Source organism: Caulobacter segnis ATCC 21756, assembly GCF_000092285.1.
Taxonomy (GTDB): Bacteria; Pseudomonadota; Alphaproteobacteria; order Caulobacterales; family Caulobacteraceae; genus Caulobacter; species Caulobacter segnis.
The window spans coordinates 3166666-3182984 of the sequence record NC_014100.1; the positions used below are offsets into that span (position 1 = coordinate 3166666).

Genomic DNA, 16319 nt, shown 5'->3' on the forward strand with positions numbered 1-16319 from the left:
GAAGTCGGGCTTATGTCAGGGGCGGGCTAAGGCCAGCGCCGCCCAGCGTCAAGCGCCGATGGCGCGCGCCCCCTCCCCCTGGCGCTCGCCCGTGCTATAGGCGGGCCATGCCTGATCGCATCTTCATGCCGCTGATGGGGCTGATCGCCCTCGTGCTGATCGCCTTCTCTCTTGTTTGGCCACAAGGCCAGGGCGACCGCTCGTGGGGCCCGTTCGGCCACACGCCCATTCAACAGACGCCCGAGATGAAGGCCAAGATCCAGCGCGAGAAGGACGCCGCCGCCCGCCGCGACGCCGCCGCTCGCAAGGCGGTGGAAGCCGTCCACCAGGCCCAGCCATGAGCGCGTTCGACGCCATCGCCGTCGGCCGGCGCGTCCTCAGCGTCGAGGCCGACGCCCTGCGGACGCTGTCCCAGTCGCTGGACGAGGCCTTCGTCAAGGCCGTCGAGACCCTGTTCAACGCCAAGGGCCGGATTGTCTGCACCGGCATCGGCAAGTCCGGCCATGTCGCGCGCAAGATCGCCGCGACCCTGGCCTCGACCGGCGCGCAGGCGATGTTCGTCCACCCGGCCGAAGCCAGCCACGGCGACCTTGGCATGATCGGCCCCGACGACGTGATCCTGGCCCTGTCGAAGTCCGGCGAGGCCCGCGAGCTGTCGGACACGATCGCCTACGCCAAGCGCTTCTCGATCCCGCTGATCGCCATGACCGCGGTCCAGGACAGCCAGTTGGGTCGCGGCGGCGATATCGTGTTGCGCCTGCCCGACTCCCCGGAGGCGACGGCCGAGGTCAACGCCCCGACCACCTCGACCACGCTGCAGATCGCCCTGGGCGACGCCATCGCCGTGGCCCTGCTGGAGCGTCGTGGTTTCACGGCCAGCGACTTCCGGGTCTTCCACCCCGGCGGCAAGCTGGGCGCCATGCTGCGCACGGTGGCCGACCTGATGCATGGCGATGAAGAGCTGCCGCTGATCGGCGCCGACGCCCCCATGTCTGACGCCCTGCTGGTGATGAGCGAAAAGCGCTTCGGCGCCGTGGGCGTGGTCGACGGCTCTGGTCGCCTGGCCGGCCTGATCACCGACGGCGACCTGCGCCGCCACATGGACGGGCTGCTGCAGCACACGGCTGGCGAGGTCATGACCCGCGCGCCTCTGGTCATAGCGCCCGGGGCTCTAGCGGCCGAGGCGCTGAAGGTGATGAATGATCGCCGGATCACGGTGCTGTTCGTGGTCGAGGCCGAGCGACCCGTTGGCGTGCTGCATGTCCACGACCTGCTCCGCGCCGGCGTGATCTAGGTCACATCCGGTTTTTTCGAACCTTGTCATGTGATCGCGCTAGTCGCTCCGAACCTTGGCGGCTAAAGCCACGTCATCACAACTGAAGCGAGCTTCTTGATGTTCTCCGCGCCGCGCGCCGATCTCGTTCCCAATACCGCCGCCTATGAAAACGAGCCGCTGGTCAAGGCGACGGGCTTTCGCGAGTACGATGCGCGTTGGCTGTTCGGGCCCGAGATCAACCTGCTGGGCGTTCAGGCCCTCGGTCTGGGTCTGGGGACCTACATCCACGAGTTGGGTCAGTCGAAGATCGTCGTCGGCCACGACTTCCGCTCGTACTCGTCGTCGATCAAGAACGCCCTGATCCTGGGCCTGATCAGCGCCGGCTGTGAGGTGCACGACATCGGCCTGGCGCTCTCGCCGACGGCCTATTTCGCTCAGTTCGACCTGGACATCCCGTGCGTGGCCATGGTCACGGCCAGCCACAACGAGAACGGCTGGACCGGCGTGAAGATGGGCGCCCAGAAGCCGCTGACCTTCGGCCCGGACGAGATGAGCCGCCTGAAGGCGATCGTGCTGGGCGCTGAGTTCGTCGAGCGCGACGGCGGCAAGCTGATCCGCGTCCAGGGCGAGGCCCAACGCTACATCGACGACGTCGCCAAGCGCGCCAGCATCACCCGTCCGCTGAAGGTCATCGCCGCCTGCGGCAACGGCACGGCCGGCGCCTTCGTGGTCGAGGCCCTGCAGAAGATGGGCGTGGCCGAGGTCGTGCCGATGGACACCGACCTCGACTTCACCTTCCCCAAGTACAACCCCAATCCCGAAGACGCCGAGATGCTGCACGCGATGGCCCACGCCGTCCACGAGCACAAGGCGGACCTGGCGTTCGGCTTCGACGGCGACGGCGACCGCTGCGGCGTCGTGGATGACGAGGGCGAGGAGATCTTCGCCGACAAGATCGGCCTGATGCTGGCCCGGGATCTGGCCCCTCTGCATCCCGGCGCGACCTTCGTGGTCGACGTCAAGTCGACCGGCCTCTACGCCACCGACGAGATCCTGAAGGCCCACGGCTGCCAGGTGATCTACTGGAAGACCGGCCACAGCTACATCAAGCGCAAGAGCGCCGAGCTGGGGGCCCTGGCCGGCTTCGAGAAGAGCGGCCACTTCTTCATGAACGGCGAGCTGGGCTACGGCTACGACTGCGGCCTGACCGCCGCCGCCGCCGTCCTGGCCATGCTGGACCGCAATCCGGGCAAGAAGCTCAGCGACCTGAAGAAGGCCCTGCCGGTGGCCTTCACCTCGCTGACCATGAGCCCGCACTGCGGCGACGAGGTGAAGTACGGCGTCGTCGCCGACGTCGTGAAGGAATACGAGGACCTGTTCGCCGCCGGCGGCTCGATCCTGGGCCGCAAGATCACCGAGGTGATCACGGTCAACGGCGTGCGCGTCCACCTGGAGGACGGCTCGTGGGTCCTGGTCCGCGCCTCGTCGAACAAGCCCGAGGTCGTGGTGGTGGTCGAGAGCACCCAGTCCGAGGACGACATGCGCGCCCTCTTCCGCCAGGAGGTCAAGCCGCGCCTGGGCGACCGGGTCGGCAAGTACAATCAGGAGATCTGACCGGGCCTCATCGCCGCTCGATCGAAGGCCGGGGCGAAAGCCTCGGCCTTTCTCTTTGGGCCCAGGTGGTCTACCGACGCGGCCATGATCAAGCTCCGCCCTTCCCGCCCCGATGACGGCCCACGCGTCGTCGAGATCTGGGCCGCCGCCGTGGACGCGACGCACGATTTCCTGACGCCCGAGGACCGGGCGGCGATCGGGCGCGAGGTCGAGGCCTTCCTGCCGAGCGCGCCGCTGATGCTGGCCGTCGACGATCGTGATCGGCCGCTCGGCTTCATGCTGGTCAACGACAGCCACATGGAGGCGCTGTTCATCGATCCCGAGCATCGCGGGGCCGGCATCGGCGCCATCTTGATCGACTACGCCCTGGCGGTGCATCCGATCCTGACCACCGATGTGAATGAACAGAACGCCCAGGCGGTCGGCTTCTACGAGCACATGGGCTTCGAGCGAACGGGCTGGTCGGCGACCGACGGCCAGGGCCGCGCCTACCCGCTGATCCATCTGCGCTTTGGCGTCTGAGCGGTTCGGGTTTAGCTGCGAGCCGCACAGCCGAACGAGTCGCCCATGCGCCGCCTGCTCACCGCCCTCGCCCTGATCCTGACGCCCAGCCTAGCGGTCGCCGCTCAGCCGATCCTGCTCAAGCCCGCCCGTGTCTGGACCGCCGAGGACGCCGGACCGCCCCACGCCGGCTGGGCGGTGCTGGTCAAGGACGACAAGATCGCCGCCGTCGGACCGCTGGCCTCGATCGACGCGACCGGCGCCGAGGTGATCGACCTGCCGGGCGCCACGGTGATCCCGGGGCTGATGGACCTGCACAGCCACCTTTTCCTGCACCCGTACAACGAGACGTCCTGGGACGATCAGGTGCTGAAGGAGAGCCCGATCACTCGGACCCTGCGCGCCGGCGTGCAGGCCAAGGCGACGCTGGAGGCGGGCTTCACGACGCTGCGCGATCTCGGCACCGAGGGCGTGGGCGCCGCCGACGCGCCGCTGAAGAAGGCGATCAATGAAGGCCTGATCCCCGGCCCGCGTCTGTTCGTCGCCACCAAGGCCATCGTGGCCACCGGCGCCTACGGCCCCGCCCGACGCAACTTCAATCCCGAGGCCGAGATCCCGCAGGGCGCGCAAGAGGCCAGCGGCGTTCCGGAAGTGATCAAGGCCGTCCGCGAGCAGGCCGGCGCCGGGGCGGACTGGATCAAGGTCTACGCCGATTACCGGGTCGGACCGGATGGCTCCACGCAGCCGACCTTCAGCCTCGAGGAGCTGAAGGCCCTGGTCGACACGGCCCATTCCAGCGGACGCCCGGTGTCGGCGCACGCCTCCAGCGACGAGGGCATGCGCCGCGCGGTGCTGGCCGGCGTCGACACGATCGAGCACGGCTACGGCGGCTCGGAAGCGACCTTCAAGCTGATGGCCGAGAAGGGCGTCGTCTTCTTCCCGACCCTGACAGCGGTCGAGAGCACCTCGACCTATTTCGGCGGCTATGTCGCCGGCCAGACCCCGCCGACGGCCGCCATGCGCAACGCCGACCGGGCCTTCAAGCTGGCGCTGAAGAGCGGCGTGACCATCGGCATGGGTAGCGACGTCGGCGTGTTCCGCCACGGCGACAACGCCCGCGAGCTCGCCCTGATGGTCAAGGCCGGCATGACCCCGGTCCAGGCCCTGCTGGCCGCGACGGCGATCGACGCCAAGACGCTGGGCCGCGGCGAGACTCTGGGCCAGTTGAAGCCTGGCTATCTGGCCGACATCGTCGCGGTGACGGGCGATCCGACGCAAGCGATCGAGGCGACGCGCTCGGTGGTTTTGGTCGTCAAGGGCGGGCAGGTCGTCCGCCGGCCCTGAGACCGTCGTCAGACCGGACCTCGGGCCGCTCCGCCATTGGCGATCGCCTCGGACATGGCCTGAACCAGACCCGACGCGGTCATCGGCTTGTTCACGTGGCCGCTGAATAGCGGGTCGGCGATCGGCGCCGATGCGTCCGCCGAGAAGGCCAGGATCGGCTTTCCGCGATTGAGCCCGCGCCCCGTCCGGATGCGCGCGGTCGCCGTCCGTCCGTCCATCTTGGGCATTCGCAAGTCCATCAGGATGATGTCGAACGGCCTGGCTTCCGCCGCCTCGATCGCCTCGTCGCCGTCGGCGGCCTCGGTCAGAACGGCGCCGAAGGGCGTCAGGATGGCGCGAACGAGCTGGCGGTTGGCGGTGTTGTCGTCGACGACGAGCACGCGGCAATCCTCGGGCAAGCTCACGACCTCCGCCGGCGTCGAGGGCTCGCTCGCCGGCTCGGCCAGGATCGCCGGGATCGTGAACCAGAAGCGAGATCCCTGGCCTTGCCGGCTGTCCACGCCGATCGACCCGCCCATCGCCTCAACCAGCCCCTTGCAGATCGCCAGCCCCAGGCCCGTGCCGCCGTGCTTGCGCGCCGCCCCCGCGTCGACCTGCGAAAAGCGCTGGAAGAGGCGCTTGCTCTGGTCCGCGCTCATGCCGGGACCGGTGTCGGAAACCTCGAACACGATGTGATCGGCGCGGGCGTCCAAACGGGCCTGAACCGCGATCTCGCCGACTTCCGTGAACTTCACGGCGTTGCCGATCAGGTTCAGCAGGACCTGCCTGAGACGATCCGGATCGGCCTCTATCAGGAGCGGCAGGTCGGACAGGTCGGCCAGGCGCAGCAGGACGCCCTTTTCCCGCGCCTGTGCGGCGAACATGTCGACGGCCTCACGGGTCAGCTCGGCCACCGACATCGGCTGCGGCTTGATATCGACCTGACCGGCCTCCAGCTTGGAAAAGTCGAGGATGTCGTTGATCGTCGCCCGCAACGCCTTGCCGGCGCTGGTCACGCGCTGGACGTAGGCGCGCGTTTCGGCGCTGAGTTCGGGCTGTCGCTCGACCAACTGCGCGAAGCCCAGCACCGCGGTGAGCGGCGTCCTGAGTTCGTGACTCATATTGGCCAGGAAATCCGCCTTCACATGAGCCGCCTCCTCGGCCGCGGCTTGAAGGCGGCGGCGCTGGGCGCTGGTCGAGGCCAGAGGCAGGGCCGACAGGATCGACACGCCCAGAAACAGCTGCAGGAAAAGCGCCCGTTCCGTCAGATCGCCCTGCACCAGGGTGATCGGCCCAGAGCCGACGCCGGTGAACCAGACCGCGACGGCGCCGACGATGATCACGCCCAACGCCGCGCCCAGCACCTCCAACTCCAGCGCCAACAGCGCCAAGGCCGGGGGAATGACGAACAGCAGCGGATAGCGGCTCTGCCCGAAGACGGCGACCGACGTGATCGCCAAGGCCGCCAGAGCCACCCAGCCGCTTCGGGTCACCGGACGTTCCTTGAGGAGCTCGCGGGCTCGGCTCAGCGCCAGGAGGCACGGAACCAGGGTCAGGAGCCCCAGAGCGTTTCCCGCGATCCAACTGACCGCTCGCAGCGGCAGATGATCACCGCCGCGCAGGCCAAAAACCAGAGCCGCCAGACCGCCCGAAACGAGGGTGGCGCATAGACAGACCCCCACGAGCAAGGCCAGGTGCCGGGGGCGACCGACCGAAAGGTCCGGGCCCGCCAGCTTGAGCAGCGCAACGGCGCAGAACAGGCATTCGACCAGGTTGGCGGCGGTCAGGCCGAGGGCCAGGCCCATCGCCGCGCCGAACGCCACGGCCGCGCCCCAACAGGCCACGCCGGCGGCGGCGAGCAATATCGGCCATCGATCACGCGACGTCCTCAACAGCGCCGCGGCGATCAGCGCGTTGGGCATCCAGACCGGCGAATTGTGCCCGGGCCGCCTGGGCAGTTCGATGGACAGGGCCGCGAGCGCGAACACCGCCAATCCGAAGGCGAGCACAAGCAGCATCGCCTTCAGCCGTCCCAGGTTCAGCGGCAAGTCTGATCGCTCGGGCATGTGATCCACAGTGCCAAGACATACTCGCTCGCGCAACTTCGGTTCTCGCTATGCGGGCGACCGCTCCACCCATTCCGTGTTTCGGAGCGCTTAGGGCTTTGGGTTGACGCAGGGGGACCGCTAAGTTCGGCGCGTCATTAAGGAGTCGTGATGCGCCTGCCCGTCCTCGTCCTCGCCTTCGTCGCCCTGTTCGCCTCGCCCGCGCTCGCCCAGCGCCTGGACGAGACGCCGCGCGTGGCGGTGATCTCGGCCTTCCCGCCGGAGATCGGCGCACTGAACGCCGCGACCCAGGATCAGAAGACCTTCGACGTCCACGGCGTGAAGTTCATGACCGGCCAGATGGAGGGCAAGCCGGTGGTGGTGTTCCTCAGCGGCGTGTCGATGGTCAACGCGGCCATGACGACCCAGATGGCGATCGACCGCTTCAACATCACCCGCATCGTCTTCTCGGGCATCGCCGGCGGCGTCGACGAGGGCCTCGACATCGGCGACGTCGTGGTGGCCGACCGCTGGGCGCAGAACCTGGAGAGCGCCTTCGCCCGCGAGACCGACAAGGGCTTCGAGGTCTCGTCCAGCATCCGCAACAGCACCCTGCCCAACTACGGCATGATCTTCCCGCGCGCGATTGTCCTGCCCTCGGCGCCGGACGGCCGCGTGTGGTTCCCGTCCGATCCGGCCCTGCTGGAGACCGCCAAGACGGTCGCCGCCTCGGTCGCCCTGCAGCGCTGCGCCGCCGACAAGTGCCTGGTTCATCCGCCCAAGGTGGTGATCGGCGGCGCCGGCGTCTCGGCCCCGGTGTTCCTCGACAACGCCGCCTACCGCAAATACCTGCGCTCGGCCTTCGAGGCCCGGCTGGTCGACATGGAGAGCGCCGCGGTCGCCCACGTGGCCCTGGTCAACAAGACCCCGTTCATCGCCTTCCGCAGCCTGTCGGACCTGGCCGGCGGCGGCGCGGGCGCCAACGAGATGCACACCTTCATGGCCCTGGCCTCGGACAATTCGGCGACGGTGGTGAAGGCGTTCGTCAAGGCGCTGCCGAACTAGCCGCGCGTCTTCGCCGCTTCACGCGGGTGGCCCGCTGAAGGGATGGAAGGGGATGCGGAGCGCCCGGACATTCGTCCGGAGTGTGAGTAGTGATTACCGTTTCGACGAAGCTCGAACGCTCCGCGTAGCCGTTATCCGGTGAGCCTTCGACGCGCGGGGTCTTAACCCGCTTCCGAAAGAGGCCCCCGGCGGGCGGGCCAGGGCTGGCGACCCCGGTCCCCGGACCGTCCGGGCGATTTCAGCCCGAACCTAAAGTCCCGCTCGACCACCCCCGACAGCCGTCACGATCGCCGGCCGGACGTCCCTTCCAAGCCATCGGGTGAGAACAAGTATGGGCGGGGTTTGAACGCGGATGATACAGCGGCGTGGAAAAGTGAGAAGTCGTTGAAATCGTTCGGTTCGATTCCGTCTACGCGGATGATACAGCGCCGCGAACGCTCGTACTTGCCCCCTCCGCGCTGACGCGCTCCTCCCCCGGAGGGGGAAGAAGGGCGCTTCCTTCTGCCCCCTCCGGGGGCGGACGACCACGCGAAGCGTGGTCAGGTGGGGGCCTGCGGCGCTGGCCGATTAGCGCTTTGAAACCCCTTCCCCAGCGACGGGAGCCATCCTTACATCTCACGGCGAGACGATCGCAGGACTGATCAGGTCACTCAAGGATCGCCTTCGGCGACCGCGCCGCGGCGACGCGCAGCGTCGTCCTTGACTGACCTGATCAGTCCTGCACGCTGCGGCCTCCAAGAGATGTAAGGTTCGCTCCGACCATGGACGGTCGGACGGCGAACGGAGGAACCAGCCCATGCCACCTTTCGATCGCCGCGTCCTGCTCTCCAGCGGCCTCGCGGCCGGCGCCGCCCTCGCCACGCCTGCGAGCGCCGCGAGCGACGCCCCGGTGCTGTTCCATCAGGTGTTCTTCTGGCTCAAGACCCCTGGCGCCAAGGCCGACCGCGACCAGCTGATCGCGGGCCTGAAGGCGCTGAAGGGGATTGAAGTCATCCAGCAGCTGCACGTCGGCGTCCCGGCTTCGACGGAGAAGCGCGACGTGGTCGACAACAGCTACGACGTCTCCGAGCTGATGGTCTTCAAGAGCGTCGAGGACCAGAAGCGCTACCAGGACCACCCGCTGCACCAGAAGTTCGTCGCCGACTGCGGCCACCTCTGGAGCAAGGTCGTCGTCTACGACAGCCTGTCGGTCTGACGCCGCCCGGCTCCTACCGCGTCCCGAACGTCCGGTCGCCGGCGTCGCCCAGGCCCGGCACGATGTAGCCGTGCTCGTTGAGCTTTTCGTCGATCGCCGCCGTCCAGATCGGCACGTCGGGGTGCGCCTCGCGCAGGGCGTCGACGCCGGCCTGCGCCGCCAGCAGGCAGACAAAGCGCAGGTTGGTGACGCCGTAGTGCTTCAGGCGCGAGATCGCGGCGATGGCCGAGTGACCGGTGGCCAGCATCGGATCGACCACGATCGTGAGACGGCCCGAAATGTCCTCCGGCGCCTTGAAGTAGTACTCGATGGCCTCCAGCGTCTCGTGGTCCCGATAGAGGCCGATGTGCGCCACCCGCGCCGACGGGACGAGGTCCAGCATCCCCTCGCACATGCCTAGCCCCGCCCGCAGGATCGGGGCGAAGACCAGCTTCTTGCCGGCGATCTCGTAGGCGCTGGCCTTGGCGACCGGCGTCTCGATCTCGACCTTGTCCATGGGCAGGTCGCGGGTGACCTCGTAGCAGAGCAAGGTGGCCGTCTCGCGCATCAGGGCGCGGAAGGTCTTGGTCGAGGTTGTCTTGTCCCGCATCCGGGTCAGCTTGTGCTGGACCAGCGGATGATTGACGACGGTGACCTGGGACATGGCGCGGCTCGGCTAGGAACGGGGGCTCCCCGCTCCTAGCACGCGCGTTCTAGCTCAGGCCAGTTGGTCGCCGATCGGCAGGGACCGGATGCGCTTGCCGGTGGCGGCGAACAACGCGTTGACCAGCGCGGCCGGCGTCGGCGGATACGCCGGCTCGCCCAGGCCCGTCGGATTGTTGTCCGACAGCTTGAAGCGCACCTCGACCGGCGGCGCGTCGGCCATCCGCAGCAGCGGGAAGTCGCCGAAGTTGCTGTTCACCGCCGCGCCGTTCTCGAAGGTCATGCCCTGGTAGAGGGCGGCGCCGATGGCGTCGAGCACCGAGCCCTGCACCTGCTGCTCCGCGCCCGCCGGGTTGACGATCTGACGGCCGCAGTCGACGGCGGCCCAGACCTTGTCGAGCTTGATCGCCCCGTCCTTGACGGTGGCCTGGATCACCACCGCCACATAGCCGAGGTGGCTGTAGTGGCAGGCCACGCCCAGGCCCGTGCCCTTCGGGACCTTGCGCCCCCAGCCGGACATCTCGGCGGCGAGGTCGAGGACCCCGCGCATGCGGCCGGTGTCGAAGCTGTCGCCCTTACCCGGCTCGCCCAAGAGGCGCGGCGCGCCCAGCATCTCGCGGCGGAAGGCGACCGGGTCCTTGCCGGCGGCATGGGCCAGCTCGTCGGTGAAGCCCTGGATCACGAAGCCGAAGGCGTTGTTGCCCGGCGCGCGCAGATAGCCCGTAGGGAAGCCCAGCGGCATCACCGAGACGTCGTGGCGATAGTTGGCCACCGCCCGGCTCGGAAACTGCGTCGAGTTCATGCCGGCGGACAGGTTGAAGGTCTCGCCCTCGCCGAAGGTGACGAAGTGGTCCTTCCAGGCGACCACCGCGCCGCTCGCGTCGAGGCCGGCGGTGAAGTTGTGCCAGCCGGCGGGACGGTAGAAGTCGTGCTGGATGTCCTCCTCGCGGGTCCAGACCAGCTTGACCGGCGCGGCGACCTTCGAAGCGATCACCGCGGCCTCGACCATGTAGTCGTTCATCAGACGACGGCCGAAACCGCCGCCGCCGCGGATCAGGTGGATGGTGATGGCCGAGGGATCGACGTTCAGGGCCTTGGCGACCAGGGCGCGTCCGGCTTCGGGGTTCTGGGTCGGCGCCCAGATCTCCACCTTTCCATTCTCGACCCTAGCGGTGCAGTTCTGCGGCTCCATCGGCGCGTGGGCGATGAACGGATAGCTGTAGGCCGCGCTGACCGTCTTGGCCGCGCCCTTCAGCGCCGCGTCGACGTCGCCGTCGTTCTGCAGGGTGCGGTGCGGCGGCGCCTTGGCCAGCTCGGCGGCCTTGGCGGCGAAGCCGGCGCTGCTCTGGCCAGCGGTCGGGTGCGCGGCCCACTGGATGTCCAGCGCCTCGCGGCCCTTGCGGGCGGACCACCAGCTGTCGGCGACCACGGCGACGCCGGGCATGATGCTCAGCAGGTTGTCGCCGCCCTCGACGACGAAGGCGTCCTTGACGCCCTTGACCGCCTTGGCCGGGGCCAGGTCGACGCTCGCGACCTTGGCGCCGTAGACGGGGGCCTTGGCGAAGGTGGCGTACAGCATGCCCGGCAGGCGCGTGTCGATGCCGTAGGTCGGCGCGCCGGTCGTGATGGCGTCGAGGTTCTGGCTCTTGTGGCTCTTGCCGATGATCCGGAAGGCCTTGGGGTCCTTCAGGGTCAGGGACTTGGGATCGGGCGGGGTCAGCTTGGCGGCGTCGGCGGCCAGTTCGCCATACGAGGCGCGGCGCTTGCTGCCGGCGTGGACCACGACGCCTGGCTCGGTCGAGAGGCTGTCGGCCGGGACGCTCCAGCGGGCGGCGGCGGCCTGGATCAGCAGCGCCCGGACGCTGGCGCCGACGCGGCGCAGGCCGTCATATTCCAGCGTGGTGGCCATGCTGCCGCCGGCCACCTGGCGGCCGTAGATCTTGCTGTCGGCGATGGCCTGCTCGACGGTCACCGCCGACCAGTCGACGTCCAACTCCTCGGCGATCAGCATCGGCAGCGCGGTCTTGATCCCCTGCCCCACCTCGGGGACCTTCGAGGCGATCGTGACCTTGCCGTCCGGCGCGAGGCGGACGTAAGCGTTGACCTGGGTGTCGCCGGCCGCCTGGCCCTCGGCGGTCATGGTGAAGCTCAGCAGCAGGCCGCCGCCAGCGGCCGCGCCGCTTTGCAGGACGAAGCGACGGGTCGGGTCGCGCAGGATCTCGCCGTCCATCACGCCTTCTCCTGGCCGGCGGCGACCTTGATCGCCTTCTTGATACGGATGTAGGTCGCGCAGCGGCAGAGATTGCCGTTCATCGCCTCGTCGATGTCCGCGTCGGTGGGCTTGGGCTTGCTGGCCAGCAGCGCCGTGGCCGACATGATCTGGCCCGCCTGGCAGTAGCCGCACTGGGGCACGTCGATCGCCTTCCAGGCCTCCTGGACCTTGGCGCCGACCGGTGTCTTGCCGATCCCCTCGATCGTCGTGACCGTCTTGCCGCCGATGTCGCTGATCGGCGTGACGCAAGCCCGGATGGGCTCGCCATCCAAGTGCACCGTGCAGGCGCCGCACAGGGCCGCGCCGCAGCCGAACTTGGCGCCCACGAGGCCCAGGGTGTCGCGTAGCACCCAAAGCAGCGGCGTATCGCCGTCCACGTCGGCTGTCCTGGGTTCACCATTGACGGTCAGCGTGAAGGCCATGCGGAGACTCCCGTTCTCTGAGGTTGCTCGCAATCTGCCTCAACAGCGCCGTTTGCGCGAGAACTGTCACATAAGTTTCACAGATAGGATTTGACGGCCAAATCCTTCCGTGGTTCCGGTGCGCCCCGCGTCGATCCGACCACGGACGAACGCGATCTCGCAAGGAAAGACCGACACCATGCTGGGCTTGTTCAAGGCCGTCATGCCGAAGGAAGACGCGTTCTTCGACCTGTTCTCCGCCCACGCCAAAACGCTGGTGGACGGCGCCGAGGCCCTACGCGACATGACCGCGGGCGGCGACGCCGTCGAGCCCGCCAGCGCCCGCGTCTACCAGCACGAGGAAGAGGCCGACGAGGTCACCCGGCAGGTGATGCTGGCCGTCCGCCGCAGCTTCATCACGCCCTTCGACCGCAGCGACATCCAGGACCTGACCACCTCGCTGGACGACGCCATCGACCAGATGCGCAAGACCGCCAAGGTCGTCAGCCTGTTCGAGGTCAAGAGCTTCGAGCCGCAGATGAAGGACATGGCCGGCGTCATCGTCGAGGCCGCCAAGCTGACCGAGCAGGCCGTCGCCCTGCTGCCCAAGATGCGCCAGAACGCCCACAAGCTGGGCGAGATCTCGGTCCGGATCCGCGAGATCGAGGAGCAGTCCGACCACATGTACGACCAGGGCCGCAAGGACCTGTTCCTGGCCAGCCGCCAGGGTGATCCGATGGCCTTCATCGTCGGCATCGACATCTACAGCCACCTCGAGAAGGTCATGGACCGCTTCGAGGACGTCGCCAACCGCATCAGCGGCATCGTCGTCGAGCAGGTCTAAGCCTCGTGGACCCCACGCTCCTGATCCTGGTCTTCCTGGTCGTCGTCGCCCTGGCGTTCGACTTCCTCAACGGCCTGCACGACGCCGCCAACTCGATCGCCACCATCGTCTCGACGCGCGTGCTGTCGGCGAAGTGGGCGGTCATCTGGGCGGCCTTCTTCAACTTTATCGCCTTCCTGTTCTTCGGCCTGCACGTGGCCAAGATGGTGGGCTCGGGCATCGTCGATCCGCACGTGATCAGCGACCGGTTGATCTTCGCGGCCCTGATGGGCGCGATCAGCTGGAACCTGCTGACCTGGTGGGCGGGCATCCCCTCGTCCAGCTCGCACGCCCTGATCGGCGGCCTGGTCGGCGCGGCCATCGCCAAGGTCGGCGGGCTGTCGGCCATCCAGTGGGCGGGCCTGGGCAAGACCGCGGCCGGCATCGTGGTCTCGCCGACCATGGGCTTCCTGCTGGCCCTGGTGCTGGTGCTGATCGTCTCGTGGACCTTCGTGAAGACCTCGCCGTTCTTCGCCGACCGCATCTTCCGCAAGGCGCAATTCGTCTCGGCGGCGCTCTACAGCCTGGGTCACGGCGGCAACGACGCCCAGAAGACCATGGGCATCATCGCCGCCCTGCTGTTCGCCCATGGCGCCACCGACCAGCCGGGGCACATCCCGTTCTGGGTTGTGCTGGCCTGCCAGACGGCGATGGGCCTGGGCACGCTGTTCGGCGGCTGGCGGATCGTCCACACCATGGGCAGCAAGATCACCCGCCTGACGCCGATGCAGGGCTTCTGCGCGGAGACGGGCGGCGCGATCACGCTCTTTTTGGCGACCCATGTCGGGGTTCCGGTCTCGACGACTCACACAATCACAGGCGCTATTGTCGGCGTCGGCGCTTCGCGCCGAGTCTCGGCCGTGCGCTGGGGCGTGGCCAAGGACATCGTTATCGCCTGGATCGTCACCTTGCCGGCGGCGGCCCTCACGGCGGCGTTGTTCTACTACCTCGGGTTCTGGATGAAGTGACGGCCCCGCGAGGCAAGCAGGAAGGACGCAAGTCCGGCGGCAAGCGCCGCCAGGTCGCCGCCCTGCCTTGGCGGGGCGAGGGCGAGGCCTTGCGCATCCTGCTGGTCTCCTCGCGCGAGACCCGCCGCTGGGTGATCCCCAAGGGCTGGCCGATGAAGGGCAAGACCGACTTCGCCGCCGCCGCCCAGGAAGCCTACGAGGAAGCCGGCCTCGATGGCGTCATCGCCGACAAGCCCGCCGGCGAATACGAGTACCTCAAGCGCCTGAAGAGCGGCGCGGCCAAGCTGGTCCGGGTTGACGTCTTCCCGCTGCAGGTGACCGGCGAGCACGCGACCTGGCCCGAAAAGGGCCAGCGCACCTTGCAGTGGATGACGCCTGTCGAAGCCGCGCTCGCCGTCCAGGAGCCGGACCTGCGAGACCTGATCGCCCGCTTCGCCGGGATCGAGCTCTCGGAAGAAGACCACCCGCCCCCGACCCCCGCCCCGACGCCGGGCCGCGTCACCTTCCAGCGCCTGCGCCGCCGGATCACGGCGCTGTGGGGGCGGTACGGGCGGTAGGAACTAACCCTCTCTCTCGATGACACGGATTAGATGCCTGTGGACAACTGTCCACGCCGCGCATAATGTTCCCATTATGTTCTCGTGCGGCGGTGTCCCATGCAGCTATCCCTAGCCCTCGCCCGCTCGCCGCTGGAAAGCGTGCGCGACGCCCTGCTCTGCGAGTTCGGGGCCCAGCGGCCTGTCACCCGCATGGATCCGATCTCCCAACTGGTGAAGTCGTCGATCAGCGGCCGGACCCAGGACGCCGTCTCCTGGGACGCCTTCCTGCGCCTGCGGGCCGCGTTCAAGAACTGGGACGACCTGGCCGACGCGCCGGTCGCCGCCGTGGCGCGGATCATCGAGGACGTCACCTTCCCCGCCGACAAGGCCCGCTACCTGACCACAGCCCTGCGCATGATCCGCGACAAGGTCGGCTGGCTGTCGCTGAGCCACCTGAAGGGCCTGACGGTCGACCAGGCCCGCTGGGAGCTGCAGGCCCTGCCTGGCGTCGGAGTCAAGGTCGCCGCCTGCGTGCTGAACTTCAGCGACCTGGCGATGCGCGCCCTCGTCGTCGACAGCCATGTCGACCGCGTCGCCAAGCGGATCGGCCTGGTGGGCGCCGGCGACACGACCCACACCTATCACACGCTGATGGGCCTGGCGCCCGACGCCTGGACCGCCGACGACCTCTTCGAGCTGCACTGGCTGATGAAGCGCGGCCTGGGCCAGATGCTTTGCCCGCACGAGGGTCCCAAGTGCGGCGCGTGCCCGGTCAAGGCGATGTGCGCCAAGGTCGGGGTCGGCCACAGCGCCGATGTGCTGGAATGGCGAGCGCGCGGCTGAACCTGTCATGTGCTCATGCGCTGATGGGACATGACCATCCGCATCGGCACGGCCGGCTGGAGCCTTTATCGCGCGGGCGAGGCCTTTCCGGCCGAAGGGACCGTGCTCGAACGCTACGCCGCTCGGCTGAACGCGGTCGAGATCAACACGTCCTTCTACCGTCCCCACCAGAGGAAGACCTACGAACGCTGGGCGGCCTCGACGCCGGAGGACTTCCGGTTCGCGGTCAAGGTCCCGCAGGCGATCACCCATGAGCGGCGACTGGTCGGGGCGGACGACCTGCTGGCGCGGTTCCTCGAGGAGACCGACGGGCTTGGCGCCAAGCGCGGCCCACTGCTGATCCAGTTGCCGCCCAGTCTGGCCTTCGAGGCCGAGCGGGTCGGCGCGTTCCTGGCGTCCTGGCGCGATCGCACCGACGCCCCGACCGTGCTGGAGCCCCGCCACGCCAGCTGGTTCGAGGACCAGGCGGATGACCTCCTGGCGGCCCACCACGTCGCCCGCGTCGCCGCCGACCCGGCCGTGGTTCCGTCGGCCGCCGAGCCTGGCGGCTGGCGGAAGCTGATCTACCACCGCCTGCACGGCTCGCCGGTGATGTACGCCAGCGCCTATGAGTCCGAGGCGCTAGACGCTCTGACGGCCCGACTGAGCGACGAGGCGAAATCCGTCGAGACTTGGTGCGTCTTCGACAACACCCGCTTCGGCGCGGCGACCTGGAACGCGCTGGCGCTGCGCGAAATCCCTCTCTCTTAGAG

At 68.5% G+C, this 16319-nt stretch carries 16 protein-coding genes; 12 read left to right on the forward strand and 4 right to left on the reverse strand.

Annotation, left to right across the window (positions count from 1 at the left end; translation table 11 throughout):
• Nucleotides 1-125: 125 nt before the first annotated feature.
• From CSEG_RS14605 to CSEG_RS14625, 5 genes are all read left to right on the forward strand, one after another.
• Nucleotides 126-341: a hypothetical protein gene (locus CSEG_RS14605; RefSeq protein WP_083778481.1), complete on the forward strand. Its 216-nt coding sequence runs from the start codon at nt 126-128 to the stop codon at nt 339-341.
• The gene (locus CSEG_RS14610; protein ID WP_013080009.1) at nt 338-1294 is read left to right on the forward strand and encodes a KpsF/GutQ family sugar-phosphate isomerase; all 957 of its coding nucleotides are present in this window, start codon (nt 338-340) and stop codon (nt 1292-1294) included. Before CSEG_RS14605 ends, CSEG_RS14610 begins: the two co-directional genes overlap by 4 nt.
• Nucleotides 1295-1393: 99 nt before the next feature.
• Nucleotides 1394-2890 (forward strand): phosphomannomutase/phosphoglucomutase, encoded by a 1497-nt coding sequence (locus CSEG_RS14615; protein ID WP_013080010.1) that lies wholly within the window; start codon nt 1394-1396, stop codon nt 2888-2890.
• A gap of 84 nt (nt 2891-2974) precedes the next feature.
• On the forward strand, nt 2975-3412 hold the full coding sequence (locus CSEG_RS14620; RefSeq protein ID WP_013080011.1) for an acetyltransferase: 438 nt from the start codon (nt 2975-2977) through the stop codon (nt 3410-3412).
• Nucleotides 3413-3457: 45 nt separating this feature from the next.
• Nucleotides 3458-4735: a metal-dependent hydrolase family protein gene (locus tag CSEG_RS14625; protein WP_013080012.1), complete on the forward strand. Its 1278-nt coding sequence runs from the start codon at nt 3458-3460 to the stop codon at nt 4733-4735.
• Between the two features lie 8 nt (nt 4736-4743).
• Here CSEG_RS14625 and CSEG_RS21645 read toward each other — a convergent pair whose 3' ends face one another.
• Nucleotides 4744-6780, reverse strand: coding sequence for an ATP-binding protein (locus CSEG_RS21645; protein ID WP_157038993.1), 2037 nt, complete (start codon nt 6778-6780; stop codon nt 4744-4746).
• Between the two features lie 150 nt (nt 6781-6930).
• Between CSEG_RS21645 and CSEG_RS14635 the strand changes: the two genes are divergently transcribed.
• Entirely contained in the window at nt 6931-7824 is an 894-nt protein-coding gene (locus CSEG_RS14635) for a 5'-methylthioadenosine/S-adenosylhomocysteine nucleosidase (protein WP_013080014.1), read from the forward strand.
• A 796-nt stretch (nt 7825-8620) separates the two neighbouring features.
• Nucleotides 8621-9019: a Dabb family protein gene (locus tag CSEG_RS14640; RefSeq protein WP_013080015.1), complete on the forward strand. Its 399-nt coding sequence runs from the start codon at nt 8621-8623 to the stop codon at nt 9017-9019.
• Between the two features lie 13 nt (nt 9020-9032).
• On the opposite strand, the gene upp is transcribed toward CSEG_RS14640, so the two are convergent.
• From upp to CSEG_RS14655, 3 genes are read right to left on the reverse strand one after another with little or no spacing between them, the layout of a single operon-like run.
• Entirely contained in the window at nt 9033-9662 is a 630-nt protein-coding gene (gene upp / locus CSEG_RS14645) for a uracil phosphoribosyltransferase (protein WP_013080016.1), read from the reverse strand.
• Between the two features lie 54 nt (nt 9663-9716).
• Nucleotides 9717-11891: a xanthine dehydrogenase family protein molybdopterin-binding subunit gene (locus CSEG_RS14650; protein WP_013080017.1), complete on the reverse strand. Its 2175-nt coding sequence runs from the start codon at nt 11889-11891 to the stop codon at nt 9717-9719.
• Nucleotides 11891-12355: a (2Fe-2S)-binding protein gene (locus CSEG_RS14655; RefSeq protein ID WP_013080018.1), complete on the reverse strand. Its 465-nt coding sequence runs from the start codon at nt 12353-12355 to the stop codon at nt 11891-11893. Before CSEG_RS14655 ends, CSEG_RS14650 begins: the two co-directional genes overlap by 1 nt.
• A gap of 178 nt (nt 12356-12533) precedes the next feature.
• Between CSEG_RS14655 and CSEG_RS14660 the strand changes: the two genes are divergently transcribed.
• The 5 genes from CSEG_RS14660 to CSEG_RS14680 all read left to right on the forward strand — a co-directional run bounded on the left by CSEG_RS14660 (nt 12534) and on the right by CSEG_RS14680 (nt 16317).
• A complete protein-coding gene (locus CSEG_RS14660) occupies nt 12534-13178 on the forward strand; it encodes a DUF47 domain-containing protein (protein ID WP_013080019.1) in 645 nt (214 codons plus the stop codon).
• 5 nt (nt 13179-13183) lie between these two features.
• The gene (locus CSEG_RS14665) at nt 13184-14185 is read left to right on the forward strand and encodes an inorganic phosphate transporter (RefSeq protein ID WP_013080020.1); all 1002 of its coding nucleotides are present in this window, start codon (nt 13184-13186) and stop codon (nt 14183-14185) included.
• The gene (locus tag CSEG_RS14670; RefSeq protein ID WP_041538661.1) at nt 14173-14742 is read left to right on the forward strand and encodes an NUDIX hydrolase; all 570 of its coding nucleotides are present in this window, start codon (nt 14173-14175) and stop codon (nt 14740-14742) included. The genes CSEG_RS14665 and CSEG_RS14670 overlap by 13 nt, the downstream gene beginning before the upstream one ends.
• Before the next feature lie 99 nt (nt 14743-14841).
• Nucleotides 14842-15567 (forward strand): endonuclease III domain-containing protein, encoded by a 726-nt coding sequence (locus tag CSEG_RS14675; RefSeq protein WP_013080022.1) that lies wholly within the window; start codon nt 14842-14844, stop codon nt 15565-15567.
• A 30-nt stretch (nt 15568-15597) separates the two neighbouring features.
• Nucleotides 15598-16317 (forward strand): DUF72 domain-containing protein, encoded by a 720-nt coding sequence (locus CSEG_RS14680; protein ID WP_013080023.1) that lies wholly within the window; start codon nt 15598-15600, stop codon nt 16315-16317.
• Nucleotides 16318-16319: the final 2 nt, after the last annotated feature.

Coding starts and splice junctions, on each gene's coding strand:
- CSEG_RS14620 (WP_013080011.1), top strand. CDS start 2,975: ATGATCAAGCTCCGCCCTTCCCGCCCCGATGACGGCCCACGCGTCGTC.
- CSEG_RS14640 (WP_013080015.1), top strand. CDS start 8,621: ATGCCACCTTTCGATCGCCGCGTCCTGCTCTCCAGCGGCCTCGCGGCC.
- CSEG_RS14650 (WP_013080017.1), bottom strand. CDS start 11,891: ATGGACGGCGAGATCCTGCGCGACCCGACCCGTCGCTTCGTCCTGCAA.
- CSEG_RS14610 (WP_013080009.1), top strand. CDS start 338: ATGAGCGCGTTCGACGCCATCGCCGTCGGCCGGCGCGTCCTCAGCGTC.
- CSEG_RS14655 (WP_013080018.1), bottom strand. CDS start 12,355: ATGGCCTTCACGCTGACCGTCAATGGTGAACCCAGGACAGCCGACGTG.
- CSEG_RS14635 (WP_013080014.1), top strand. CDS start 6,931: ATGCGCCTGCCCGTCCTCGTCCTCGCCTTCGTCGCCCTGTTCGCCTCG.
- CSEG_RS14675 (WP_013080022.1), top strand. CDS start 14,842: ATGCAGCTATCCCTAGCCCTCGCCCGCTCGCCGCTGGAAAGCGTGCGC.
- CSEG_RS21645 (WP_157038993.1), bottom strand. CDS start 6,780: ATGCCCGAGCGATCAGACTTGCCGCTGAACCTGGGACGGCTGAAGGCG.
- CSEG_RS14625 (WP_013080012.1), top strand. CDS start 3,458: ATGCGCCGCCTGCTCACCGCCCTCGCCCTGATCCTGACGCCCAGCCTA.
- CSEG_RS14615 (WP_013080010.1), top strand. CDS start 1,394: ATGTTCTCCGCGCCGCGCGCCGATCTCGTTCCCAATACCGCCGCCTAT.
- upp (WP_013080016.1), bottom strand. CDS start 9,662: ATGTCCCAGGTCACCGTCGTCAATCATCCGCTGGTCCAGCACAAGCTG.
- CSEG_RS14605 (WP_083778481.1), top strand. CDS start 126: ATGCCGCTGATGGGGCTGATCGCCCTCGTGCTGATCGCCTTCTCTCTT.
- CSEG_RS14680 (WP_013080023.1), top strand. CDS start 15,598: ATGACCATCCGCATCGGCACGGCCGGCTGGAGCCTTTATCGCGCGGGC.
- CSEG_RS14660 (WP_013080019.1), top strand. CDS start 12,534: ATGCTGGGCTTGTTCAAGGCCGTCATGCCGAAGGAAGACGCGTTCTTC.